Source organism: Exiguobacterium sp. LL15 (assembly GCF_024436095.1).
Lineage (GTDB): Bacteria > Bacillota > Bacilli > Exiguobacteriales > Exiguobacteriaceae > Exiguobacterium_A > Exiguobacterium_A indicum.
Genome location: NZ_JANFNX010000001.1, coordinates 825,741 through 850,725 on the forward strand (window position 1 = coordinate 825,741; position 24,985 = coordinate 850,725).

Consider the following 24,985-nt stretch of genomic DNA (forward strand, 5'->3'; position numbering starts at 1 on the left):
CATAATTCACGTACACCATTACGAAAGACAAAATTGGGGACAAAGAAAGTGGGGATGGTTGTGAAAAAATCAGTAAAAATGCTCTTCCGGCTTCTTCCAATCGGCTTGATGGCACTCATGTTATCAGGTTGTGGAATTCCGGAATTGTCTGCGCTACAGCCTCGCGGAGAAGGCGCTGAGATGCAACTTGAGATCATCAAGCTTAGCTTGTGGGTCATGTTGTTCGTCCTTGCGATCGTAGCCGTCATTTATATTTACGTACTTATGAAATTCCGTCGTAAATCAGGTGATAACACGGTTCCGAAGCAAGTCGAAGGGAACCATACGCTTGAAATCATCTGGACAGTCATTCCGATTCTTCTTTTGATCGTTCTTGCAATTCCGACGATCAAAACTACGGTTGAACTCGCAGATGCAAAAGAAGCGAAGAAAAACGAACAAATCAACGTTACAGCAAACCTCTACTGGTGGGAGTTCGAATACCCAGACAAAGGTGTTTCGACAGGACAAGAACTTGTCATCCCAGTCGGTAAACGTGTTGCTGTTAACTTGACGTCTAAAGACGTCATTCACTCATTCTGGGTACCAGCTCTTTCTGGTAAAACAGATACGAACCCAGGTCTTGAGAACGAAATGTGGTTACAAGCAAAAGAAGCAGGCACTTACTACGGTAAATGTGCCGAGTTGTGTGGTCCTTCTCACGCATTGATGGACTTCAAAGTCGTTGCACTTGAACAAGACGACTACGACAACTGGTTGAAAGATATGAAAGCTGCGAAAGAAGCAGAGACGAAGCAGCTTGATAAAAAGAATGAAAAGAACTGGACGACTGGCGAGAAAGTCTATGCCCAGAACTGTCTCAGCTGTCATGGTGGCGGGAAAGTCGCACCTAGCTTGACGAACTTCGGTGATCGTCAACGTATCGCGGGTTACCTCGACCATGATAAAGAAAACCTCGAAAAATGGATTCGCGATCCTCAAAAAGAGAAGCAAGGTACGAAAATGCCTGGATTCTCTGAAGATCAGATCAGCGATGAAGAATTGAGCGAATTGGCAGATTATCTATTGGACAAAAAGCTCCAATAATTTTTTAAGGGGGAATCATAGTGGGGACACATACTATGGGTATGCCGCAGAAAAAAAGCGGCATCATGGACTGGCTAACGACAGTCGACCATAAGAAAATCGGGATTCTCTACATCATGTCTGGATTGTTCTTCCTTCTAGTCGGTGGCGTAGAAGCCCTAATGATTCGTTTTCAATTGATTAAACCGATGAACGATTTCGTCAGCGGTGAACTCTTTAACCAATTGATTACGATGCACGGTACGACGATGATCTTCTTGGCAGCGATGCCGATGTTGATCGGATACATGAACGCAGCAGTACCGCTTCAAATCGGGGCACGTGACGTTGCGTTCCCATTCTTGAATGCACTTGGTTTCTGGTTGTTCTTCTTCGGTGGAGTCTTGTTGAACCTTTCTTGGTTCTTCGGCGCTGCACCGAACGCAGGGTGGACTGCATACGCACCACTCTCGACGGTACCTGAGTCTCTCGGTGTAGACTTCTACGCGTTGGGTCTTCAGATTTCTGGTTTCGGTACACTTATGGGGGGGATTAACTTCCTCGTTACGATTTTGAACATGCGTGCACCAGGTATGAAACTGATGCGGATGCCGCTCTTCACATGGACAGCATTCGTTGCTTCTGCCTTGATCGTTTTCGCATTCCCACCACTTACGGTTGGATTGTTCCTCTTGACGTTCGAGCGACTCTTCGGAGCGCATTTCTTCGACCCGGCAGCGGGCGGGAACATCGTCATCTGGGAACACCTCTTCTGGATCTTCGGTCACCCGGAAGTTTATATCTTGATCTTACCGGCATTCGGTATTTTCTCTGAAATCATTCCTACATTTGCTCGTAAGCGTCTCTTCGGTTACACGACGATGGTCTTTGCGACGATGTTGATCGGTTTCCTCGGATTCATGGTATGGGTCCACCACATGTTCACAGTTGGTCTCGGTCCGGTCGCAAACGCGATCTTCGCCGTAGCAACGATGGCGATTGCCGTACCGACAGGGGTCAAGATCTTCAACTGGCTCTTTACGCTATGGGGCGGTAAATTGACGTTCCCAGTCGCAATGCTTTACTCGGTCGCGTTCATTCCATCATTCCTTGTTGGTGGTATGACAGGGGTCATGCTTTCTGTTGCACCTGCCGATTACCAGTACCATGACAGTTACTTCGTAGTAGCTCACTTCCACTACGTTATCGTTGGTGGGGTTGTCTTTGGTCTCTTCGCAGGTCTTTACTACTGGTTCCCACTTATGTTCGGGAAACAGCTCAACGAATTCTGGGGAAAAATTCAATTCTGGTTGTTCTTCATCGGCTTCCACTTGACGTTCTTCCCGCAACATATTCTTGGTCTTACAGGTATGCCACGTCGTGTCTTCACGTACTTGCCAAACCAAGGCTGGGAAACAATGAACTTACTTTCATCAATCGGTGCAGCCTTCATGGGTGTGTCGACGATCGTTCTCGTCATTTCGATTGCAGCAGCATTGATGTCAAAAGAATATGTAAAACGCGACGTCTGGGGAGATGGACGTACACTTGAGTGGACACTTCCAGTTCCAACTCCAGAGTATAACTTCGCTCAAATCCCACTCGTCAAAGGTTTGGATACGTATTGGCTCGAAAAAATGGCAGGAAACAAAACAGTTTCTGTATCGGAAGAAGTCGGCGATATCCACATGCCGAATAACACGATCTTGCCATTCGTCATGTCAGTCGGTCTATTCCTTGCAGGTCTCGGATTCATTCTTCGCCTAGACTATGGAACTGTTGGTCTCGTCGTTGCCTTGATTGGTCTTGCGATGACATTGATCGCGATGTTCTTCCGTTCTTGGATTGACGATGAAGGATACTACATCCCGAAATCAGTCGTCGAAGAAGATCTACGCCTTGAAGCAGAAAAGGAGGCGAAGTAAGATGGGTCATCATTCAGTACCGAATAACCCGATCACCGGTATTCCGGATCATGTTGAAAAAGCGACACTTGAGGGTAAGAATAAATATGTAGCCTTCTGGTTCTTCCTTGGAGGAGAGACGACTTTGTTCGCCTCTCTCTTCGGGACATACATCGGTCTCCATAACTCCGGTGCAAAAGAAGGATTACGCAGTTATGACATCTTTGAAATGGGTCTCGTCTTCATCATGACGATGCTTCTCTTGACGAGTTCATTAACAAGCGTTCTTGCAATGATGGCAATGAAACGTAATGATGTGAAAAAGATGAAGCTTTGGCTCATCATCACATTGCTTCTCGGTCTTGGATTCTTAAGTGGTGAGATTTATGAGTTTAATCACTACTACCACATCGGTCATACGTTCACGTCGAGTGCATTTGGTTCTGCCTTCTACACTCTCGTCGGATTCCACGGTGCGCACGTCTTGTTCGGTCTTCTCTGGATCTCGACATTGCTCATCCGGAACTGGAACCGTGGCATCACGGTCGTGAATGCGCCGAAGTACTATGTTTCAAGTCTTTACTGGCACTTCATTGACGTCGTCTGGGTCTTTATCTTCTCAGTCGTCTACCTCATGGGGATGGTGAAATAAGATGGAAAAACACGAACCGCAACTTACGCGCAATCAAATCGAGCTTGAGATGAAAGCAGAACGTGGTCGTGAGACACAACTGCAACTCATCAGTTTCGCACTCATGATTTTCTTGACGCTCATCGCTTTCGGTGCTGTCATGGCTGATCTCATGCCGCACTGGGCAGCTGGTGGTTTCTTGATCATCATGGCAATCGTTCAGGTTTACCTGCAGCTTTACATGTTCATGCATATGAACAACAAAGGCAACACATGGATCAAAGTCATGATGGGTCTCGGTGTATTCGTCGCCTTGACGATCGTTGCGACGCTTCGTCTGTTGATCTGGTAAGAAATGTGACCATTCTGCTAACGTTTAGCAGGATGGTCTTTTATTTTGGAATCGTTTTATGAGAAACCTTTACAATGAAATAGGGGAACGGTAATCTTAGTTTGTAAGAGAAAGGAACGGGGTGAAAAAATATGTTAGGCAATTTAAGGGGAGCACTTTCGCAATTCGAATGGACTGTCTTATGGAGTCCGTATTATGCGTTGATACTCGTTGGATTGTATATCCTATATGCTGTCGTGACAGAAAAGTTGCGTCGTCCGGATGAGCAGGAAACAACGCTTGGGCAAAAGTTTTCGATGCTCGCGGCATTGATCGTTTTTTACATCGGTTTTGGAAGTCCGTTAGACCTGCTAGCACATATCACGTTCTCAGCACACATGCTGCAGATGGTATTCGTCTATATGGTCGCACCGCCGCTCTTGTTGATTGCGATACCAGAGTGGCTTTATAAGCGCTTGTTCGATACACCGTATCTTGGTAGGATTCTTCGCTTCTTCATCAAGCCGCTGATTGCACTTGTCGTCTTTAATGCCTTGTTTACGTTCTATCACATGCCATTTATTTTTGATTATGTCTTGACGAACTATACCGTTCACCGTCTGTTCCACGGAACATTGATTTTCTTGAGTATGACGATGTGGTATCCGATCATTGCACCGGTCAATGAGGCGGACAGCCTTTCTGACCTGAAGAAGATGGTCTACATCGTAGCGAATGGTGTGTTGTTGACACCAGCCTGTGCCTTCATGATCTTCAGTCAAAGTTTTCAGTATCAAGCGTATCAGGATCCGGCGACATTCGCGAAAGTACTCGCTTACTGTATGCCGAACAATGATTTAAGCGGATTGAACCTGGAACGATTGCTCGGAACGACAGATGACTTATTAGAGGACCAACGCTTTGGTGGTGTCCTCATGAAGCTCGGTCAAGAACTCGTGTATGGTCTATTCTTCGGACTGACCTTCTTTACATGGGTGCGCCGTTCAAAAAGTACTGCCGTGGATGAAGGCATGTCCTTCACACCAAAAGCGGATTAAATTGGAGGAAGTTGGAACATGAGTTATTTGCCGTTGATTTGTGTGTCGCTGATTGTCATCAGTGCGATTTTCGTAGCGATTGGCTGGTTTTTAATCGCCCAAACGCGTCGTAACATGAAAGCTCACCAAACCGTGATGACGATTGCAGCTGCACTCGCTTTATTATTCTTCATCATGTATGCCTTGCGGACGATTCTGCTCGGTAACACAGCCTTTGGCGGTCCAGAGTCCGTCAAAGCTTACTACACAGGATTCTTGATCTTCCACATTCTTCTTGCGACATCTGGTGGGGTGCTCGGTTTGATGGCACTCTATCACGCGTATAAGAAGAACTTTGCACGTCACCGTAAAATCGGACCGGTTGCCTCAATCGTTTGGTTTTTGACAGCCATTACTGGTGTGATCGTGTATTGCTTACTATATGTCGTCTACGATCCGGGTGAGACGACGAACGTATTCCGGGCGATCTGGAGTCATTAAGGGGGAGCCAACTTGAAAAAGAATAGTTACTTGACGGTCGCTGCCGTCGTCCTTATCTTAGTTGCGGCAGCCGGGGGATATTATTATTTCTTCATGAAAGAAAAGTTACCTGTCATCGCTGAACCGACACCATTTGAATTAACGAATGCCGTAGACGGAAAATCATTCAATTCGGAAGACGGAAAAGTCAAAGTGTTGACGTTCTTCTACTCGAACTGTCCTGATATTTGTCCGTTGACGTTAAATGATTACCGTAAGCTTGAGAAGAAGCTTCGGAGCGAAGAATTGTACGGAAGTGACGTCGAACTCGTCGCAGTGACGGTTGATCCAAAAGTGGATACACCGAAAGTCTTGAAAAAGTATGCTTCGAACTTTGAAGCAGATGCCAAAGGGTGGAGAGTATTGACGGGAGATCCAGTCGTCATCGATCGTTTGACACGTCAGTTGAATTTCTATTACTCGAAGGCTGAGAGCGGCTTGGTGACACACGGAACACAAATGTTCATTTTGGACCGTGAGAATAAAGTACGGGCGATTTCGTCTATGGCGAAGACACCGGATGAACCGGTCGACTTAGAAGAGGTCATGTCTTCGGTCACACAATTAGCAAAGGAGTGAAGGTAGATGACTTATGAAGAGTACATGCAAGGAGATGTTACCGTCTCTATTCAAGCCATCGAGGAATTACTTGCTTGTGCGATCGAGGATTATGGAATCCATCACTCCCGGATCAAACGGATGGACCGGGAAGAGATTGCATTTAGCGTAAAGGTCAATGCACCGGCAACGTCACTTCACGCACTTTATCTTCATGTACGCGAGCAGCTTGGGATTCAGCTCGGAGACGATGTCGTATCTTATGTACAATTCGTCGCGCGTTAAAAGCGATTTCGCGTGTATTAAGGAATAACAATCAGGTGGACAGAACAGCTAATGATTTCGTGGATGATGCGAGGTCGTTAGCTTTTTTGTTTGGCATGAAAAACAAAAAAATAGAGGCTCCTCATTGGAACCTCTACGTGTGGATCTTATTTTTCGAGTGTTTCGAGCAATGCTGCTAAACGACGTTCGCAGTCTTTGACGATTTCCGGAGGGAACGTCTCATCATACTCGACACCGTGTGGATAGTAGTGTTTACCGAGAAGTGGTGTCATCATACGAACGACAGCATGGCGGTCTTCAATCTCGCCTTGGATCGCATAGACAGGAACACGCAGGTAGAATACTTCACCTGTTGATTGTTTTTCATATTTCATGTCGTACATCGCGCGTTCGTAATCCCACTGTCCTTCACGAACGAAGCGGTGATGTTCCATGATTGTTTCGAGAAGACCGAACTTCAGTTCCTTGCCTTCGATGCCATATTGTTCAAACTTCATGTTTGAATCCCCCTATACCCCAGTTTGCTAGTAGATACTAGTCTTTCCAAACTATCATACCATAATGAATGAAACGATGACGTAAAAGATGTGAAGTCATTTTGAAGAATTCATGAACTTCCATATTTTCGTTCGACATATTCAAGAATCGTATCCGGTGCGTGGATACCAAGGTGATTGAGACCTTCCCCACCGAAGAAGACATTGAACTCAAGAACGTACCACTGTCCGTCACGGATGATGAGATCAAAACCAGCGTGATCGATATCGAGCTGTTTCGCGAGAGCGAGCACGAAGTCGATCGCTCCTTGTGGCACATCATCAAAATCAAGGACACCACCTTGAGCGACGTTATTTAAGAACTGAGCACCACCGACGCGCCAGTACGCAGCAAGAACTTGATCGCCGACGACGACGACACGTAAGTCCTTCTCATTCGGAATGTACTCCTGAATGTAGAACGTCTCGTGTGTATCCGTGTATTTCTTCCAGTCTGTTTCATTTTTGATGAGATGGACACCTTGTCCCATGGAGCTACGGACTGTCTTCGCAACGAACGGAAACGAAAATTCACGTAAGACACGTTCGACGGTGAATTCATTTTTTCCATAGATGCCGGTTCGAGGGATGTTATCCGGAATGACGGTTTGAAAAATCCGCGTCATCTCGATCTTGTCATGACCTAAGTGGAACGTAGCAGCCGACGGGAAAATCGGTTTTTTCATTCCGTAGATGATTGAGTGGATTTGCCAGTATTCCGGGAACAGGACGACATCCGCCTGTTCGATTTTTTTCAAGGAATCAAAGTGATAATCTGATTTGGCATGTTCCGTCTTGATTCCAATCGTCCGGAACATATTAAAAGAGAGCAGTTGCATAAAGTTCATTCCTTCCTTCTGAACAAATTATACACAATTCAACAGGCTAGGAGGGAGAGAAATGTTATGATAAGATGGTAAAGTTAAGGAGGAGATTCGTTGTGATATATACCGATAAGACGATTGACCTCATCAACGCAGCGGAAGACCTCATTCGATCTCTCGCTCAAAGTGAAACGGGGCAAGCATATAGATGTGCGAAACAAGCACAGCAAGAGTCAACAGAGGCACAGGCTGTCATTCGCGATTTTCATCAAGTCAAGGAGGACTACGAACTCGTACAGCGATTCGGACGGTATCATCCTGACTATCAGACGATCACGAAAAGGGTCCATGAAGTCAAACGGCGACTTGATTTACAAGAGGAAGTCGCGCAGTTTAAAAAGGCGGAAAAACAACTCGAGACGTTACTCGGACAAATCAGTCTGAAGCTCGCTGGAGAAGTATCACCGCAAATTAAAGTACCGACGGGAAATCCTTTCTTCGATCAAGGATGCGCTGGAGGTTGTTCGACCGGTGGCAGCTGTAGCTGTAGCGGATAACGAAGGTGAAGGGGGTAGGCTGGCGTGATCAAGGAACGAGTGGGACTCATCGTCTATGTCAATGCGATGAAAGCATCCCGTCAATTACGCCGTTACGGGAACGTCTACTTTACGTCTAAACGTGAACGATACGTTCATCTGTATGTCGATTTAGATCAGCATGAACAGGTGATGGAAGTCATTTCGACTCTCCCGTTCGTCGAATCGATCAAACGTTCAGAACGACCGTTCATCACGGAGACGTTCGCGAACAAAAAAGGTAAAATGCCAGAAGAAGCATAATCCATGGAGCGATGAGGACATCCTCGTCGCTTCTTTGTTGAAAGGAATGAAGGAAATGCGAGTCATTTCAGGGGAACGGAAAGGTACACGATTAAAAGCAGTACCAGGGGATCAAACACGACCGACGACGGATAAGGTAAAAGAATCCTTATTCAACGTCATCGGTCCTTATTTCAACGGAGGACGAGCACTGGATCTGTTTGCGGGGAGCGGTGGTCTTGGGATTGAATCTCTTTCAAGAGGATGCGATGAGGCAGTGTTCGTCGACCAACACCATAAAGCGGTCCAAACGATCCAAGATAACTTACGAACGACGCACTATACGGACCAAGCACGTGTTTTGAAAAAAGATGTAGCGATCGCTTTAGCGGAACTCGCATCTGAAGAGCCGTTTAAGTTGATTTATTTAGACCCTCCCTATGCAAAAGAGCGATTGACGGAACATGTCACGTACATAGAGCAACACGACATGTTGACGGACAATGGTGTCATCGTCTGTGAACATGACTCAGCGGTTGAATTGCCGGACCAAATCGGACGACTAGAAGTCGTGCGTCGACTTCGTTATTCCGCTGTCATCTCGATCACGTTGTACGAATTCATGGAAGCGGAGGAAGACCACGAATGAAACGAATCGCCATTTGCCCAGGTAGCTTTGATCCGATCACGAACGGACATTTAGACATCATCGAGCGTGCCGTTCCGATTTTTGATGAGATCATCGTTGCCGTACTGAATAATTCTTCGAAGCAACCACTCTTTTCTGTCCAGGAACGGATGGAGTTAATTGCCGATGTGACATCGCACCTACCTCAAATCAAGGTGGATTCCTTTAATGGTCTACTGGTCGATTATGCGGCGGAAGTTGGAGCAACCGCGATCGTACGCGGTTTACGAGCAGTTTCGGATTTTGAATACGAAATGCAAGTCGCTTCTATCAACAAGAAGATGAACGATCAAATCGAGACACTATTCATGATGACGAATAATCAGTATTCCTTCTTGAGTTCTTCGATCGTCAAGGAAGCTGCCAAATATGGTGCTTCCGTTGCCGATCTCGTACCGCCTTCCGTCGAAGAGGCGCTACGTCAGAAATATGCGAAAGGAGAACTGTGATGAAAGCTTGGAAACCTGCCTTAGCAGCGATCATCGCTGCCTTGATCGTATTTTTCTTACCACTTCCTTATTTCATCTCCTATCCGGGTGACGCGACGTCGACGGAAGATTTGATTGAAGTATCTGGAGGCGACAAGGAACCGGGAGATTTGATGATGCTGACGATCGCACAACGTCGGGCAACGCCTTACTTTCTCATTGAAAGCTTATTTCTACCGTTCTCCGAAACATCGAGTGTAAGTGATTATCTGTACGACGGCGAGTCGGACGCGCAGTATGAAACGCGTCAGAAGCTGTATATGGAAGAAGCACAACATAACGCAACAATCGAAGCGTATGAATTAGCGGATCAAAAGGTCGATGTCGATTTCGAAGGGGTCTACGTCTCCGGCGTCATTCCCGGTGGTCCAGCCGAAGGGAAACTGAAGGCAGGGGATCGGATTACAAGTGTTGACGGAAAACCGATTACGTCATTTGAAGGTTTCATGAAGACGATTCAAGCAAAAAAAGCCAAAACAGCTGTTCCGATTCAGTTCACGCGTAAATCGGAAGACAAGAAGACGACGATTCGAGTGGATCAGTTATCTAAAGAGGTCAAGCGAGTCGGGCTCGGCATTTACGAACCGCTCCCGATCTCGAACGTGAAGACGGATCCTGAGATCGAGTTTCAGGTCGAAGACGTCGGGGGACCTTCTGCAGGAATGATGTTCACTCTTGAAATCTATGATCAATTGACGCCGGGAGATTTGGCGAAAGGGCATAAAATCGCCGGCACAGGAACCATTGAAGAAGGTGGCAAGGTGGGACCAATCGGTGGAGCGTGGCAAAAGGTGGTCGCTGCAGACGAGGCAGAAGCAGAAATCATGTTCGTACCAGCAGGAGAGAACTACAAAGAAGCAAAACCATCCATCAAAAAACTCGGAACGAACATGAAGCTCGTTCCGATCAAGACAGTCGAAGATGCGATTGATTATTTAGAAGAACTTCCAGCGAAATAAGGAAAGCGACGGTGTTCAAGCAACGCGTCGTAGCGAGCCAAGGGCAGTGCATATGCAGCTGTCACTTGGCTTTCTTTCGTTAGCCAAGGATGACTCGTGAAGGTGCTGAATACGGCAGTCCGCGTTTTGATGGTTTTGAGTGCCTGTTGTCCTCGTTCTGAAAAGGCGAGGGGACGAACGAAATCAACATGGTCGTAATCGATCCGTGCGACCTCCTCTGCCGTCGTTGAGGTCAATAGATAGATCAAGGCACGCTGCAGGCTCGTCCGCGTATAACGGCGTGTTTTGACGTAATTCAGAAAGGTGTCGAACGTCGTTGCTTGTTTAGCCCCTTCGATGAGTCGTGGTGCTAACGAAGCGTCGATCCCAGCGATTCGCATCAACTCGGGTACTGGAGTCGTTAGTAGACGTTGTCGAATCCATGGATAATAATGCGAGAAGTTGGCGAAAGAGGCACTTGCTAAGACGTCTTCGGTCTGTTCAGGAAGTGCAAGCAGCTGACCGTGTGTCTGATGATGGGCGCGTATCGCGGTGGCGCTCATGATGTCCCCGGTGGATAAGTCGTGGTAGCCACTTCCAATCCGTTTCGTCGTGTGGAGCGATAGGGTATTTGCGGCGCGAGCGTAATAATAGCCAAGCGTATTGTTCGGTTGTGTCAAATCAAGCGTCTGTGAGACGCTCCTGAATGCTTGACTGGCGGCGTGAGCAGAAGAGAGGCCCGCTGATAATCCATCGTGTAACGCTTGCTTGTATGCAGGTGTCTCTTCGATCTGTTCCGCTGCCGCATGCAGAAAAGGTTCGATGTCTCCACACTCGCTTCCAAACGAAAGCGACTGACAGCCGATTGTCTCGGCAATCGTCACACCACCGAGTGCAAAGCGATCAGCACGCTGGACAGCAAAATAGAAGGGAAGTTCAAGAACGAGATCGATGGCACCGCTCGCGACGGCTGCCTGAGCACGTGTCCATTTATCCGTAAAGGCGGGCTCACCACGCTGCATGAACGTCCCGCTCATGATGGCGACGATGACGTCGGCATCCGTTTCCCGTCGTGCTGTTGTCGCTTGATAATAGTGTCCGTTATGAAACGGATTGTACTCTGAAATGATAGCTGTCATCCTCATGAAAACTTTCTCCTTTGCAAACCGAATTAAGTGCGGTAATATGGATAAAGACGTCCAAAAGTGTTCGTTCTCTAGCGATTTCAGTGTAAAGAAAAAACATTGACAAAACAAGATGTCCTCTCTATAATTCATATTGTTGCAATTGAGGTGATTCGGATGAAATGGTCCCTGATGCAATTGAATAAATTGCGCAATCTGGGTCAACTTCAGGTTAACGAGACGATCGAGCTCAACGAGCTAGTCGCCCTCCATCCGGATATCCGGGCGGTGCAACCTGTGCACGTTCGTGCAAATGCATCGTTTACATCGAATCAATTAATATTCAATCTTCGGATTACCGGCGAAATGACGCTTCCGGATGCCCGGACGCTAAATGACGTCGCTTATCCATTCGAGATTGAATCCATCGAGCCATTCCTGCTCGAGGTCGATGCTGTTTCGAACGAAGCAGATGACATCAACGTGCCGATCGGGAATACGGTCGATCTTCGACCGCTCGTGCAAGAATTGATTTTACTTCATGTGCCAGTGCAAGTGCATGGGGATGATGAAGAGAATCAGTTGGTTGAGGGGGAAGGCTGGACGATTCTTTCTGAAGAAGATCCAGAGGAAACCGAACCAAAAATCGATCCGCGACTCGCGGGTCTCGCTCAGTTCTTTAAAAAAGATCAGGATTCCTGATTTCTGAAGTAAAGGCGAGTGTATTTTTTCAAGGAGGTGGACAACGATGGCAGTACCATTCCGCAGAACGTCGAAAACACGCAAACGTCTTCGCCGTACTCATTTCAAACTCCGTGTACCAGGTATGGTCGAGTGCCCAAACTGTGGTGAAATGAAACTTTCACACCGCGTTTGTAAAGCATGTGGCTCGTACAAAGGTAAAGAAATCGTCAGCAAATAAGCTGATTGATCGGTATAAAAGCGACCTTCGAATCGAGAAATCGGTTTTAAGGTCGCTTTTTTCATGAAAGGGGATAGGAATAGATGAATGTTGGAATCATTGGCGCGGGTGCCATCGGGTTATTGCTTGCCTCTTATTTATCGGAAGATCATGCAGTCACGCTTTATGTGCGACAAGAACAAGAGGAGGAACGACCAATCATTCGCGATGGACAAGCGAGTCGTCTCGTACGGATCCGGAAGATTGATCGGCTCGAGTCAGAAGACTTGGTGTTTGTCGCGACAAAGTCGTATGATATAAAAAGTGTGATTCCATTCCTTAAACGGCTGACGTGTCCCGTCATGTTCCTGCAAAATGGAATGGATCATTTGAAATGGAAAGAGCAATTGCCGCATGTCTTATTTGGTGTCGTCGAACATGGTGCCATGCGCACTGCACCGTTTGAAGTCCAGCATACTGGAAAAGGACGCATCCGCTACGGAAATCAAGAGGTAGTGAACTTGTCGTCAAAGCAGCTGTGCTTTGAACTTGAGTCAGATATGGAAGCCGTTTTATTGACGAAGCTGTTCATCAACGTCGTCATCAATCCAGTGACGGCTTATTACGGTGTTGAGAATGGATCCTTATTAGAAATGCCTTATCGAGAAGAAGCCCGTCAATTATTTGACGAAATGCGGACGATTTTCCCGCACCATGACATTACTTATTCCGAAATCGAGCGGATCATGAAGAATACGAGCAAAAATCGTTCTTCCATGTTACGAGATCTTGAGTATGGACGACGAACGGAAGTAGAACCGATACTTGGATACGCATTACGTCAGGCGACGACTGCGACGCCACGTTTATCTTTTTATTATGAACAGATCAAACAGAGGGAGGGTCCGCAGTGACAGTCTTCATCATTTTTCCTTTATTCAGCCTGATTGCGTTGTATCTCGTCTTTCTACTTCTATTTCGGAAACATGGGAAGGCCGTTCGATTTGCACTCGACTTTGGAACATTCATCGTTCTGTATGCGATTCATGTTGCATTGATTGCCTTGACCGGAACAAATTACTTAGGGTGGATCGTCATCGTCGTATTGTTGGTGTTTGCGTTGAATGCACTCTGGCAACGAATTCGTCAACTTGATGTTGATTTAAGACAAATGATTCGCCACAGTTGGCGGATCATCATCTTGCTGGCATTACCCGTCCATTTCATACTGTTCGTACTCGGTATTCGTCAACTGTTCATCAGCTGACCAGTTAGGTAAGAAAGAAGGGATTTTGTTTGAAGGTACAACCATTTGAAGCCTTATACGATGATAACTCGTTGATGCATCGTGCTTCACGAGAAGAATTCTTAACATATGTCGACCACCTTGGAGAGAGTGGTTTAGCGTCGAGGAGCCGTTTGCTTGAAGAACGTCACTATCCGCATCTTGCGGCACTGACAGACGAACTCGAACGCCAAAATCCGAACATGACGGAGCGTTTGCGGGAACGTGTCGCGAAGCTTCGTACGGGTGAAGCTCAAGTTGTCATTACAGGGCAACAAACGGGTATCTTTGGCGGACCATTATATGCCATCTATAAATTGTTGACCTGTCTTAAGGTCGCGAAGCAGGCGGAAACGACACTTGGGCGACCTGTCGTTCCGATTTTTTGGCTCGCGACCGAAGATCACGATTTTGATGAGATTAACCATGTTTACGTTCCGACAGCGGATTATCAAACGCGTAAAATCGCTGTCACACCTTCAGAATCGATTGCCCGCTCGGTCAGTCGGCTCTCTTTTGATCAAGCAGCACTTCTTGAAATCATCGAAGAGACATTCCGAGCAATGCCAGAAACGGTTCATACGAAACAATTAGTTGCGCGCCTGAAGCAACTCGTTGAAGCGTGTACATCGTATGGGATGTTTTTCTCACAATTGATCGGTGAATTGATCGATTTTGATATCGTCTTCTTTGATGCGGATACACATTCTGTCCGTGAACTCGAGATTCCGTTCTTTGAACGGTTGATTCAAGACAATGCGGAATTTAGACGAGCATTGACGGATGGTATTTCACAGACGCAAGAGTTACCGGATACATTCTTGAACGAGGAAGCGGCGCATCTTTTCGTCGATGATCACGGTCGTCAGTTACTGTATCCGACAGCAGACGGATTCGAGACAAAACAAGGAAAGCAATATACGGAGCTTGAATTGATCGCGTTGCTGTACGCCAGTCCGGAACGTTTCTCCAACAGTGTCGTCACACGTCCATTGATGCAGGATTACCTGTTCCCGACGCTTGCCTATATCGGGGGTCCGGGGGAGTTAGCATACTGGACACGCTTACGACCGCTCTTTCATCACCTGAATTGGACGATGCCGTTATTGATTCCCCGCATGGGTGGGTTACTCGTGCGCCGTAGCGATGAAAAGCGTCTTGCTAAACTTGAGGTGTCGCTCGAAGAAATCGTCCGATCAGGCGTACCGATTCCGCTCTATTCAGAAGAGAAGATGACAGGACGTATGCAGACGGCAGCGATGCTAAAAGACAGTTTCGTCTCGGAATTCCTCTCGCTCGAACAGAATCTACTGCGGACATCGAGTAAGAGTGAGAAGGTCAAGAAACAGCTCGATCAAGCAATTGCTAGTCTACTGGCAGAAGATCGACGTCAGTTTGACCGACAGACACGGCAATATAAAGAGACGGCTTATCATCTTCTTCCTGATGGAGCGCCACAAGAGCGGATTCATTCTGTCCTCCCGTGGTTGAATCACCATGGTCTTGATTTTGTTCGGGACTTAAGAACAGCCTATGAAGCGAATACGAGTGATCAACTGAAGATTTTCCTCTAAACCTGCTGAAACTAGCAGGTTTTTTCTCTTTTTTAGCGAAAATTACACAAAAGTTAAATAAATCAAGGAAACTGTCTCATTTTCGTAACGTTTTCACGAGAGAATGTGATACATTGAAAAAGAGTAACGTCCTTCAAGGACAGTGAAAGGTGAGGCAGGACATGTTTGAGCATGAAACAGTATTGAAATGGGAGTCGATCGAAGGACTCGCGATTAAACCCGACGGTATTTACGTCGATTGTACATTAGGTGGAGCAGGACACAGCGAAGAGATCGTCAAGCAATTGACGACAGGTCATCTGTACGCATTTGATCAAGATGATGTCGCCCTCGCTCATGCAGCAGAACGTCTCGCGGCGTATGAAGGTCGCTTTACTTTAATAAAGAGTAATTTTGCTTATCTGAAAGAGCAATTAGCAGCACATGGCGTCGAGAAAGTGGACGGCATCTTATTCGATCTCGGTGTCTCTTCACCACAATTAGACGAAGGGGAACGGGGATTTAGTTACAATCACGACGCACGTCTCGACATGCGCATGGATCAATCTTCTCCACTTTCTGCTTACGAAGTCGTCAATGAGTGGTCGTACAATGATCTCGTACGTATCTTCTTTACATACGGGGAAGAGAAATTCTCGAAACAGATTGCGCGTAAAATCGAAAAAGCGCGGGAAGAGCGACCGATCGAGACGACATTTGAACTCGTCGAATTGATCAAGGATGCGATTCCGGCACCAGCACGACGTAAAGGTGGTCACCCTGCGAAACGGACTTTCCAAGCAATCCGGATCGCTGTCAATGATGAACTGAACGTCTTTGATCGTGCGGTACACCAAGCCATTGATTTATTACGGGTCGGTGGACGTCTATGTGTCATTACGTTCCATTCACTTGAAGATCGCATGTGTAAACAAGCAATCAAAGAAAAATCATCACTACCCGAGCTTCCACCGGGGTTACCGATGATTCCCGTCGAAATGGAGCCGGAACTCCGACTCGTCACACGCAAGCCGATTACGGCGGGTGTTGAAGAGCTCGATGATAACCGTCGCGCCCGATCGGCAAAATTACGAGTTGCTGAAAAAATGAAAGAAACTTGAGAGGAGCATTCCAATGGCAGAACCACTTCGTAAATCGGTCCAAACGGTTCAACCCGTTCGTCAACAACCTGTTCAGGAACCACGAAAGACGGAAGATATCGCGCGTCGCGTCGCCGTCCGTCCGAAGTATCGCTTGTATCCCTTTGAAAAATTCTTATACAGCGCGATGATTGGTGGTCTTGTGTTATTTGGGAGTTTGACGATCAGTACGCATAACGAAGCGTATAATGTGAGCCGTGATTTAGCGAAAGAGAACCAAGTCACACAATCACTCAAAAAAGAAAACGAACGTTTACAACTAGAGGTCACGAACTTAAGCTCTCCGGAACGGATTTATAAGATTGCAAAAGAACAGGGTCTTGATATGCGTAAAGGGAACATCAAGGTGATTCCTAAATGAATCCACTGAAAAAATCCCGTTGGAGAGTAGCCTTTATCATGGTGATATTTGCTACTCTCTTTTTTGTGTTCATTGGTCGATTTTTATACTTGGCGACAACAAAACAATTCCATGGGGAAGACATGATCGCCTATGCTGAGAAAAAGCGATGGGAGTCTCAGGAGACGCTCGGGGCAGAACGCGGTGAAATTTTCGACCGACTCGGTTCACCGATCGCGATCAATGTTCCATCCTATCATTTGATTGGTATTTACCGACTAGGTGGCGTCAAAGATCCGGACGAGACGATCGTCGATTTTAAAAAGACGGCTGAAGGTCTTGCACCGATTCTTGGGATGACGACGAAGGAACTGGAGACCTATTTGATTGAGAACAAAGATCGTTCGCAAATCGAATTCGGAAAAAAAGGAAATGATTTGACGCTCGATCAAAAAGAGAAGATCGATAAGTTGAAACTTCCTGGAATCCGGATGATTGAAGAGCCGAAACGATATTACCCGAATGGTATCTTCTTGTCCGATACACTTGGATTCGTCCAAAAGATCACCGAGGAGAATGGTCGTGTCGCGTTACAGGGACAAATGGGGATCGAAAAACAGTATGACGATGCCTTAAGCGAATCTTACGGGGCACGTGTCTTCGAGAAAGATCGGAGCGGTAATCCGTTGATCCAAGGCTCGTCGCGTGTCTCGAATGAACCGAAGGACGGGTCAAACCTGTACTTGACGATCGATCACCGCATTCAACAGTCGCTAGAGAAACAAATGCAAAAAATGTACAACACGTACAAACCGAAAAATGCGACAGGGATCGTCATGGATGCGAAAACCGGTGAAATCCTTGCCATGGCGGATCGTCCATCGTTCAACCCGAACTTACGTGACATGAAAGATTTCACGAATTTTGCCGTCTCGTCACGGTTCGAACCCGGTTCGACGATGAAAATCTTTACGCTCGCAGCGGCGATTGATGCGGGAGTGTTCCGTCCGAATGAGATGTATAAATCGGGTAGTTATAACTACAAAGGAACGGTCATCAAGGATTATAACGATGTCGGTTGGGGAACTATTCCGATGATCGAAGGAGTCTATCACTCCTCGAACGTCATGTTCTCGAAGTTGACAGCAGAAAAACTTGGGATTGAGCGTTATAAAGAATACTTTAAGAAGTTTCATTTTGACCAACGAACGGGTATAGACATCTCGGGAGAAGTAAACAGTCAATCTGACTTGTCGAAACCGTTGAATGCGCTCATTACGTCATGGGGACAATCGACTGCGGTCACACCAATGCAACTGCTTCAAGGTGCAACGGCAATTGCTGGTGACGGCGAGATGGTCAAACCGCATATCATCCAAAAAGCGGATCATACGGATAAAGCACCGTACCGGGCGAAAACAGAAGTCGTCGGTAAGCCGATTTCGGCAGAGGCGGCAAAAGCGACGCGGGATGCACTTGATGGTGTCGTCAATAGTAAAATCGGAACCGGGCAAATGTATAAGTTGAAAGACTACCGTGTCATCGGGAAGACCGGTACAGCTCAAATTTCTGAGAATGGGAAATACATTCAAGGACAATTCATTCACTCGTTCATCGGTATGGCGCCAAAAGATGATCCGGAATTGATCATGTACATCGCAGTCGATCGTCCTTCGAAAAGTGAATCGTCTGTTTCAGGACCACTCATCATGAGTCCGGTGTTCAAGAGTGTCATGAACACAGCATTGCAATACCGGAGCATTCAACCGGAAACGCAAAAGGACTCGGTGGATGTCAAAGCGAAAATTACGCCAAGCTACATCAAGAAGAGTGCCCGACAAGCGACGGATTTAGCAAAAGAACAAGAGGCTGTTCCAATCATCCTAGGCGATGGTGCTGAAGTCGTTTCGCAGATTCCGTCTCGTGGTCAAGAATTCGTCAGCGGAGAGCGTGTCTTGCTGAAGACAGCAAATACGTTCAAAATGCCGGATTTGACGGGGTGGTCGCAGCGAGACGTCAAAAAACTCGTCAGCTTGTATGACTTGAAGCTTGATGTCATTGGTAAAGGTTTTGTAACCAAACAATCAGCTCGAACTGGTACACTAGTGAGGGAAAATGGAAAGTTAACGGTCGAACTAGCTGAACCTAAAGAATAACGGTGGGGCAAATTTCCTGATTTCTACAGGAAGACGAGGACGAACAGGAGTCATTCGTTGACTTTTGCATTCGTCCTCTTTTGCTGTCATCAAATGGAGGTATATATCATGTTAACAATTACGCAACTCGCTGAATGGTTGCATCTCGATGTGAAAGATGATCGTATCGTTCGTCATTTTGCAACGGATTCACGCGCACAACTTGAAGACGGTCTCTATGTTCCGATTCAAGGAGCACGCGTTGATGGTCATCGATTCCTTGAAGGTGCAAAAAACCAAGGAGCGATCGTCACCTTATGGAAGAAAGGCATTGATCGACCAGACATCGATATCGTCTTTTTAGAAGTCGATGAACCATTGGTTGCCCTGCAACACATCGCAAAACGATACTTACTGCAGATTGCGCCGAAAATCGTCGCCATCACTGGATCAAATGGGAAGACATCGACGAAGGACATGGTCGAGAGCGTACTCAAGACGACGTTTAAGACACATAAGACACAAGGAAACTTCAATTCGGATATCGGAATGCCGTTAACGATTCTCATGATGCCAGCTGATACGGAAGTCGCTGTGCTTGAGATGGGAATGAACGGGTTTGGCGATATTGAATTCCTATCGAATCTAGCTGAGCCAGATATCGCACTCGTCACGAACATCGGCGAATCGCATGCGGAGCAAGTCGGTGGACGCAGTGGCATCGCCAAAGCGAAGCTTGAGATTCAATCCGGACTCAAACCAGGTGGTCATTTATTCGTTGATGGTGACGAACCACTTCTCGCAGAAGTCGAAGCGGAGAAGATCGGCTATCAAATCGGAAATACGTACCGGATCGAAACGAAGGAAGCAACGTTCTTTGGAACGGCCTTTACTTACGATGGCACCGCTTTTCACCTACCAGTGCTAGGGAAACACCAAGTCCGAAATGCAGCATACGCGATTGCGACAGCACGTGCACTTGGCGTGACGGACGCCCGGATTCAAGAAGGGTTCGATGCGGTTGAATTGACACCGATGCGGATGGAACGATTACTCTTTGAAGAGACTGCGGTCATCAATGATGCGTATAACGCGAGTCCGACATCAATGAATGCAGCGATTGAGACGGTCACTGCGCTGGAAGGGTATACGACACGCGTTCTCGTCCTCGGCGATATGTATGAATTAGGGGACCAAGAACGCTTATTACATGCCTCGGTCGGAAAGCGGATTGCGTTACCTGTCTCGCATGCTATCCTAGTAGGGGAGAAAGGCGCGTGGATTGCTGAAGGAATCAGCGACCCGTCTGTTCAAATCCAATCCGCGACAACCGTCGAGGATGCTGCAAAACGATTGCGCCCATTGCTCGGAGAACGAACAATCGTCTTATTGAAAGCGTCACGTGGGATGGCGCTTGAACGGATATTAACCTATCTGAACGAAAACTAATTTTTGAAAAAGGGTGTCTGCTATGATCACATTATTCATCAGTCTTATTCTTGCATTTCTTGTTGTATTACTCGTCATGCCAAAAGCGATTCCGTTTCTACACCAATTGAAGTTCGGTCAGGAAATTCGGGAAGAAGGACCGCAATGGCATCAGGTCAAATCCGGAACACCGACGATGGGTGGAATCGTCATTCTTGTCGCGATGATCGTCAGCGTTCTCGGTGCAGTCGTCATGGGCGATCTATCGACGACACAATTATCGTTACTGTTTTTAACACTTGCGTATGGCGTTATCGGCTTCATTGATGATTACATCAAAGTCGTCAAGAAACGTAACCTTGGTCTGAATTCAAAACAAAAATTACTTGGACAAATCGTCGTCGGATTGTTATTTGTCTGGTTGAGTGGTGGATTTACAAGTGACGCGACGTATCTATCGATTCCATTTACCGATTTTGAGCTTGATTTCGGTATCGTCTATCCGTTTGTTGCCTTGTTCTGGTTAGTTGGTTTCTCAAATGCAGTCAACTTGACGGATGGATTGGACGGTCTCGTATCATTTACAGCGATTCCAACATTCTTGTTCTTCGGATTATACAGTTGGTTTATCGCAGATGAAGTAGGCGCTGCTTGTTTTGCTTTCTCAGCGGTCGGTGCCTTGATCGGATTCCTATTATTCAATGCGCACCCAGCGAAGATCTTCATGGGAGATACAGGGTCACTTGCACTTGGAGCTGCATTAGCAGGTCTATCGATTGTCTTAAAACTGGAATTACTACTCGTCTTAATCGGTATCGTTTTCGTTGTCGAGACATTATCAGTCATTCTACAAGTCATCTCCTTTAAGACGACAGGAAAACGAATTTTCAAAATGAGCCCAATTCACCACCACTTCGAAATGGTCGGTTGGAGCGAATGGCGGATCGTCGGTACATTCGCAGGAATCAGCTGTTTGATGGCATTCATCGCCTATCTATTCGTGTAATAAAAAAGAAGAGAGAAAGTGAGCGATTCAACAATGGAACAACGACAATGGAATGATCAAAAAGTGCTCGTTCTCGGAACGGCGAAAAGTGGAATCGCAGCAGCTCGGTATTTAGCGAGTGTTGGTGCAGAAGTAACGGTCAATGACGGGAAAACGCCGTCCGAGAGTGATCAAGCGACGCTTGCATCACTCGATGTTAAGACGGTCTACGGTGAGCACCCGCTCACACTACTCGATGACATCGATTTGATCGTCAAGAATCCAGGAATTCCGTATCACATCGATCTGCTACAAGAAGCCTTACGACGCGACATTCCGGTTTGGACAGAAGTAGAACTAGCGTATCAAGCAACCGATGCGACGTGGATTGCCATCACAGGATCGAACGGGAAAACGACGACGACAACGCTTGTCCATGAGTTGTTGAAAACCGGTACGCGGCGTGTACATTTGGCAGGAAACATTGGATTCCCGGCAATTGAAATCGCATGTCAGGCGAAACAGGACGATATCATCGTCATTGAATTATCAAGTTTTCAATTGATGGGGATCGAGCAGTTCCGACCATATACGGCAGCATTTTTGAATTTATCACCAGCACATCTGGATTATCATGGTGATTTTGAATCGTATGGCGAAGCGAAAGCCCGGATCTTTAAGAACATGAAAGAAACGGATCGTCTTGTCTTGAATGCCGATGATGCGTCCGTCAATGCACTCGGAAAGACAGCTGAAGTAACGCCACTCTTGTTCTCTCGTCGTCAATCGGCGTATGCAGAAATCATGAACGAGACGTTGACAATCAATGGGACGAGTATCTTACCTGTTAGTGAACTAGCTCTCGGTGGTGGGCATAATGTCGAGAACGTTCTCGCAGCCTTAACACTCGTCGAACCGTTTAACTTAGCATTCTCTGACGTTCAACATGTTCTACGGACGTTTGGTGGTGTAGAGCACCGGACACAGTTCGTCGGTGAAATTGCTGGTCGAAAAGTTTACAACGACTCAAAAGCAACGAATAATGTTGCAACAGAAGCGGCGTTGTCCGGATTTACGGCACCCATCATCTGGTTGTGTGGCGGACTCGAGCGTGGAGCGGATTTGACACCGTTACTCGATGCAATGAAGCATGTCAAACATGTCATCGGACTTGGTGAGACGGGTCATCGATTCGGAACGCTTGCGTCAGAAAATGGCTATGCGTCAACCGTCGTTGAGGCGATGGATGAAGCCGTGAAAGTAGCGTTTGAAGTGTCACGACCCGGCGACATCATTCTTCTGTCACCAGCATCTGCAAGTTGGGATCAATACAAGACATATGAAGAGCGCGGCGATCATTTCGTTCGTGCCGTACATGAAGTAGGAGGAACAACAGTATGAAAATCGTCGTCTCTGGAGGCGGTACAGGCGGTCACATCTATCCGGCACTCGCTATGATCCGGGAGCTCGAACAACGCATGCCGTGTGAGGTCCTCTATATCGGAACAGAAAATGGTCTCGAGGCGGATATCGTTCGTCGTGCGGGAATTCCATTTGAATCGATTGAGATTTCTGGCATCCGTCGTTCCTTGTCGTTCGAAAACGTCAAGACTGGTATCCAGTTCGTCAAGAGCGTCCGGCGTGTTCGTCGACTACTGCGTCAGTTCCAACCGGATATCGTCGTCGGTACAGGTGGGTTCGTTTGTGGACCGGTATTGTATACGGCTGCAAAAATGGGTTTCAAGACACTCGTTCATGAACAAAACAGTCTACCTGGTATCACGAATAAATTTTTAGCTCGGTATGTGGATCGTGTTGCACTCTCTTTTAAAGGGTCTGGACATCACTTTGGTAAGAATGAAGCGAAGACGGTTTTAATCGGAAATCCGCGTGCTTCTGAAGTGGCAGAGCTCAACATCAATCCGCTTGAAGAGCGACAACGTTTCGGTTTTGAGGAAGGACGTCCTCTCGTCGTCATCTATGGCGGTAGTCGTGGCGCACCTGCAATCAACGAAGCAGTCGTCGATATGATGCCAAAGGTCGAGCAAGCAGGCTGGTCGCTCCTCTTCGTTACTGGTCAAATTCATTACGATACGATTATGTCACGCGTTGGTTCCGTACCAGAACGCATTCAACTTCGCCCATTCGTATATGATTTACCGAACATCTTAAAAGCAAGTCAACTCGTCATTTCACGTTCGGGAGCAAGCACATTGGCAGAGCTGACGACACTCGGCTTACCGAGTGTGCTCATCCCGAGTCCTTACGTGACGGAAAATCACCAAGAGGTCAATGCCTCATCGCTCGTCGAGACAGGTGCGAGTCTATTGATTCGTGAACAAGAGCTAACGGGTGATCGGTTGTTTGAGGCATGCGAAAAAGCATTAGCACAACAACAAATGATGTCTGAAGCGGCGCTTGCGCTCGGTATGCCGAACGCTTCACGGGACTTAGTCGATGAATTGTTACGACTGACAGGACAAAAAAACTAAACTATTGCAGGAAAAGACCGATAGGGAAATGAATTGTTACGTTATAGAGGGGGAATGAGACGTGAGGGAACGGAGAGCGGTTGGACGACCACAAGAGGACGAGAACGTCCGCAGCCTCGAGGATAAGATACCTTATATCCGTGAACAACGTCGCAAAAAAGCCAACCGGAGGCTCATCTATGTCCTGATTCTGATTGGTCTATTGGTCGGTGTCGTTTTTTATCTACAGTCGAGTTATTCTCGGGTCGCTCGATTTGATATTGATGGTAATCTTAATGTCAAAACATCAGATATCTTGAAGGCATCAGGAGTTAAGGTGAATGAGACACACGCCTTTAATCTATCAGAGGAAGACATTCTTGAACGAATCGAGAGGGTTCCAGGCATTCAGGAAGCAACGATGCAAAAACAGTTTTTGCATCAATATCGCGTGACGGTGACGGAAGAGAAAGAGATCGCTTACGCAAAGGATAAACCAGGAGACCGGATCGTACTGGCGGACGGAACGATCATTCCCGGAAAGTCGAAGGAAGAATTGTTCGATGCACCAATTCTGACTGGATTTACGGATCAATCATTAAATCGGTTGACGAAGGAACTCGTTAAGATCGAGCCGAAAGTACGTAGTCGGATCTCTGAAATCGTCGCAAACGATAAGACGGACAAGGGTGGTCTGAAATTATTCATGACGGATGGGAATACGGTGTTACTCAGTACATCATCCTTTTCAAATTCCTTGAATGAATACGTAAAGGTCATTTCTGCCTTACCAAAAGGAAAGACGGGAACGATTACAATTGATGGCGGTATCTATTTCAAGCCATATAAAGGAAAAAAATAGAAGATTCGTAAAGGGCTGACGAATAAAAAAACAAACGTGTGTTTTCATTCGTCGACCTTTGTTCGAATCGTCATCAAATCGTAATCTATTCGAACGCT

At 46.7% G+C, this 24,985-nt stretch carries 29 protein-coding genes; 26 read left to right on the plus strand and 3 right to left on the minus strand.

The window, feature by feature from the left end:
- Positions 1–54: 54 nt before the first annotated feature.
- From coxB to NOM72_RS04045, 8 genes are all read left to right on the plus strand, one after another.
- Positions 55–1,086, plus strand: coding sequence for a cytochrome c oxidase subunit II (gene coxB, locus NOM72_RS04010; protein ID WP_081637364.1), 1,032 nt, complete (start codon positions 55–57; stop codon positions 1,084–1,086).
- 35 nt (positions 1,087–1,121) lie between these two features.
- Positions 1,122–2,990, plus strand: a complete 1,869-nt coding sequence (ctaD, locus tag NOM72_RS04015) for a cytochrome c oxidase subunit I (protein ID WP_029342162.1) — start codon at positions 1,122–1,124, stop codon at positions 2,988–2,990.
- A gap of 1 nt (position 2,991) precedes the next feature.
- The gene (locus NOM72_RS04020) at positions 2,992–3,621 is read left to right on the plus strand and encodes a cytochrome c oxidase subunit 3 (RefSeq protein ID WP_023468827.1); all 630 of its coding nucleotides are present in this window, start codon (positions 2,992–2,994) and stop codon (positions 3,619–3,621) included.
- A gap of 1 nt (position 3,622) precedes the next feature.
- A complete protein-coding gene (locus NOM72_RS04025; protein ID WP_023468826.1) occupies positions 3,623–3,952 on the plus strand; it encodes a cytochrome C oxidase subunit IV family protein in 330 nt (109 codons plus the stop codon).
- 131 nt (positions 3,953–4,083) lie between these two features.
- The gene (ctaG, locus tag NOM72_RS04030; RefSeq protein ID WP_255997868.1) at positions 4,084–4,989 is read left to right on the plus strand and encodes a cytochrome c oxidase assembly factor CtaG; all 906 of its coding nucleotides are present in this window, start codon (positions 4,084–4,086) and stop codon (positions 4,987–4,989) included.
- Between the two features lie 18 nt (positions 4,990–5,007).
- Positions 5,008–5,469 (plus strand): DUF420 domain-containing protein, encoded by a 462-nt coding sequence (locus tag NOM72_RS04035; RefSeq protein ID WP_023468824.1) that lies wholly within the window; start codon positions 5,008–5,010, stop codon positions 5,467–5,469.
- Positions 5,470–5,481: 12 nt separating this feature from the next.
- A complete protein-coding gene (locus NOM72_RS04040) occupies positions 5,482–6,087 on the plus strand; it encodes an SCO family protein (protein ID WP_023468823.1) in 606 nt (201 codons plus the stop codon).
- A 6-nt stretch (positions 6,088–6,093) separates the two neighbouring features.
- The gene (locus NOM72_RS04045; protein WP_023468822.1) at positions 6,094–6,351 is read left to right on the plus strand and encodes a hypothetical protein; all 258 of its coding nucleotides are present in this window, start codon (positions 6,094–6,096) and stop codon (positions 6,349–6,351) included.
- Positions 6,352–6,497: 146 nt separating this feature from the next.
- Here NOM72_RS04045 and NOM72_RS04050 read toward each other — a convergent pair whose 3' ends face one another.
- Positions 6,498–6,848 carry a YugN family protein gene (locus NOM72_RS04050; protein ID WP_023468821.1) on the minus strand — a complete coding sequence of 117 codons (351 nt, stop codon included), beginning with the start codon at positions 6,846–6,848 and terminating at the stop codon, positions 6,498–6,500.
- Positions 6,849–6,958: 110 nt separating this feature from the next.
- Positions 6,959–7,705 (minus strand): ATP-grasp domain-containing protein, encoded by a 747-nt coding sequence (locus NOM72_RS04055; protein WP_241492307.1) that lies wholly within the window; start codon positions 7,703–7,705, stop codon positions 6,959–6,961.
- Between the two features lie 95 nt (positions 7,706–7,800).
- Here NOM72_RS04055 and NOM72_RS04060 point away from each other — a divergent pair, with 95 nt between their 5' ends.
- From NOM72_RS04060 to NOM72_RS04080, 5 genes are read left to right on the plus strand one after another with little or no spacing between them, the layout of a single operon-like run.
- Positions 7,801–8,268 (plus strand): YlbF/YmcA family competence regulator, encoded by a 468-nt coding sequence (locus NOM72_RS04060; protein WP_217448912.1) that lies wholly within the window; start codon positions 7,801–7,803, stop codon positions 8,266–8,268.
- Between the two features lie 24 nt (positions 8,269–8,292).
- A complete protein-coding gene (locus tag NOM72_RS04065) occupies positions 8,293–8,550 on the plus strand; it encodes a YlbG family protein (RefSeq protein WP_023468818.1) in 258 nt (85 codons plus the stop codon).
- Between the two features lie 46 nt (positions 8,551–8,596).
- The gene (gene rsmD, locus NOM72_RS04070; protein ID WP_082202518.1) at positions 8,597–9,178 is read left to right on the plus strand and encodes a 16S rRNA (guanine(966)-N(2))-methyltransferase RsmD; all 582 of its coding nucleotides are present in this window, start codon (positions 8,597–8,599) and stop codon (positions 9,176–9,178) included.
- Positions 9,175–9,666, plus strand: a complete 492-nt coding sequence (gene coaD, locus NOM72_RS04075; RefSeq protein WP_023468816.1) for a pantetheine-phosphate adenylyltransferase — start codon at positions 9,175–9,177, stop codon at positions 9,664–9,666. The genes rsmD and coaD overlap by 4 nt, the downstream gene beginning before the upstream one ends.
- The gene (locus NOM72_RS04080; protein ID WP_023468815.1) at positions 9,666–10,664 is read left to right on the plus strand and encodes a SepM family pheromone-processing serine protease; all 999 of its coding nucleotides are present in this window, start codon (positions 9,666–9,668) and stop codon (positions 10,662–10,664) included. The genes coaD and NOM72_RS04080 overlap by 1 nt, the downstream gene beginning before the upstream one ends.
- Here the strand turns inward: NOM72_RS04080 and NOM72_RS04085 are convergent.
- On the minus strand, positions 10,637–11,788 hold the full coding sequence (locus NOM72_RS04085; protein WP_255997873.1) for a tRNA(Met) cytidine acetate ligase: 1,152 nt from the start codon (positions 11,786–11,788) through the stop codon (positions 10,637–10,639). The two genes, NOM72_RS04080 and NOM72_RS04085, sit on opposite strands and share 28 nt — an antisense overlap.
- 156 nt (positions 11,789–11,944) lie before the next feature.
- On the opposite strand from NOM72_RS04085, the gene NOM72_RS04090 reads away from it, so the two are divergent.
- From NOM72_RS04090 to NOM72_RS04150, 13 genes are all read left to right on the plus strand, one after another.
- Positions 11,945–12,469 (plus strand): YceD family protein, encoded by a 525-nt coding sequence (locus NOM72_RS04090; RefSeq protein WP_023468813.1) that lies wholly within the window; start codon positions 11,945–11,947, stop codon positions 12,467–12,469.
- 46 nt (positions 12,470–12,515) lie between these two features.
- A complete protein-coding gene (rpmF, locus tag NOM72_RS04095) occupies positions 12,516–12,689 on the plus strand; it encodes a 50S ribosomal protein L32 (RefSeq protein ID WP_012370841.1) in 174 nt (57 codons plus the stop codon).
- 83 nt (positions 12,690–12,772) lie between these two features.
- Entirely contained in the window at positions 12,773–13,582 is an 810-nt protein-coding gene (locus NOM72_RS04100; RefSeq protein ID WP_058713757.1) for a ketopantoate reductase family protein, read from the plus strand.
- Complete coding sequence (locus tag NOM72_RS04105) at positions 13,579–13,935, plus strand: DUF3397 domain-containing protein (protein ID WP_023468811.1); 357 nt, start codon at positions 13,579–13,581, stop codon at positions 13,933–13,935. Before NOM72_RS04100 ends, NOM72_RS04105 begins: the two co-directional genes overlap by 4 nt.
- 29 nt (positions 13,936–13,964) lie before the next feature.
- Positions 13,965–15,527: a bacillithiol biosynthesis cysteine-adding enzyme BshC gene (gene bshC, locus NOM72_RS04110; protein WP_255997875.1), complete on the plus strand. Its 1,563-nt coding sequence runs from the start codon at positions 13,965–13,967 to the stop codon at positions 15,525–15,527.
- A 161-nt stretch (positions 15,528–15,688) separates the two neighbouring features.
- A complete protein-coding gene (gene rsmH / locus NOM72_RS04115) occupies positions 15,689–16,627 on the plus strand; it encodes a 16S rRNA (cytosine(1402)-N(4))-methyltransferase RsmH (protein ID WP_035396712.1) in 939 nt (312 codons plus the stop codon).
- 13 nt (positions 16,628–16,640) lie between these two features.
- Entirely contained in the window at positions 16,641–17,027 is a 387-nt protein-coding gene (gene ftsL / locus NOM72_RS04120; protein ID WP_023468808.1) for a cell division protein FtsL, read from the plus strand.
- On the plus strand, positions 17,024–19,162 hold the full coding sequence (locus tag NOM72_RS04125; RefSeq protein WP_023468807.1) for a penicillin-binding protein: 2,139 nt from the start codon (positions 17,024–17,026) through the stop codon (positions 19,160–19,162). The genes ftsL and NOM72_RS04125 overlap by 4 nt, the downstream gene beginning before the upstream one ends.
- 108 nt (positions 19,163–19,270) lie before the next feature.
- On the plus strand, positions 19,271–20,590 hold the full coding sequence (locus tag NOM72_RS04130; protein WP_255997885.1) for a UDP-N-acetylmuramoyl-tripeptide--D-alanyl-D-alanine ligase: 1,320 nt from the start codon (positions 19,271–19,273) through the stop codon (positions 20,588–20,590).
- A gap of 22 nt (positions 20,591–20,612) precedes the next feature.
- Positions 20,613–21,575: a phospho-N-acetylmuramoyl-pentapeptide-transferase gene (gene mraY / locus NOM72_RS04135; protein WP_023468805.1), complete on the plus strand. Its 963-nt coding sequence runs from the start codon at positions 20,613–20,615 to the stop codon at positions 21,573–21,575.
- Between the two features lie 33 nt (positions 21,576–21,608).
- Entirely contained in the window at positions 21,609–22,955 is a 1,347-nt protein-coding gene (murD, locus tag NOM72_RS04140) for a UDP-N-acetylmuramoyl-L-alanine--D-glutamate ligase (protein ID WP_255997887.1), read from the plus strand.
- Positions 22,952–24,046: an undecaprenyldiphospho-muramoylpentapeptide beta-N-acetylglucosaminyltransferase gene (gene murG / locus NOM72_RS04145; RefSeq protein ID WP_255997889.1), complete on the plus strand. Its 1,095-nt coding sequence runs from the start codon at positions 22,952–22,954 to the stop codon at positions 24,044–24,046. The genes murD and murG overlap by 4 nt, the downstream gene beginning before the upstream one ends.
- A 61-nt stretch (positions 24,047–24,107) precedes the next feature.
- On the plus strand, positions 24,108–24,887 hold the full coding sequence (locus NOM72_RS04150; protein ID WP_023468802.1) for a cell division protein FtsQ/DivIB: 780 nt from the start codon (positions 24,108–24,110) through the stop codon (positions 24,885–24,887).
- The last annotated feature ends 98 nt before the right edge of the window (positions 24,888–24,985 follow it).